Source organism: Tritonibacter sp. SIMBA_163 (assembly GCF_046535935.1).
GTDB classification, from domain to species: domain Bacteria; phylum Pseudomonadota; class Alphaproteobacteria; order Rhodobacterales; family Rhodobacteraceae; genus Epibacterium; species Epibacterium scottomollicae.
The window spans coordinates 1-235 of sequence record NZ_JAWJBP010001343.1 but is presented as its reverse complement, the minus strand read 5'-3'; the positions used below and the strand labels follow the sequence as shown (position 1 = coordinate 235).

The following is a 235-nucleotide window of genomic DNA, read 5'->3' as shown; positions in this document are numbered from 1 at the left end:
GTGCTTCCGCTCGTTGAATGCCGGCTGGATTCCCGTAAAGGCCCAAAGATAAGCGTTGCTGATGCGGATCTTTTCGTTCGGAATTGGGCTTGGGAGGAAACTGTCCTTGCAGACTGAGTTTATTCCCTCGCAGCTGAAGCGTTAATCCTACCTTGCCGGTCTTGAGGCGTTGATTCGCTTCCTGCAAGAGTTTGAGTGTTTTTTCCACTGTCTTAGATTTGGCTTAAAATCCCAC

At 49.4% G+C, this 235-nt stretch carries 1 protein-coding gene; it reads right to left on the bottom strand.

Annotated elements, in window-relative coordinates:
* A partial coding sequence (locus R0J92_RS26660; protein ID WP_411053897.1) for a hypothetical protein occupies positions 1-208 on the bottom strand: 208 nt, incomplete at its 3' end.
* Between the last annotated feature and the right edge of the window lie 27 nt (positions 209-235).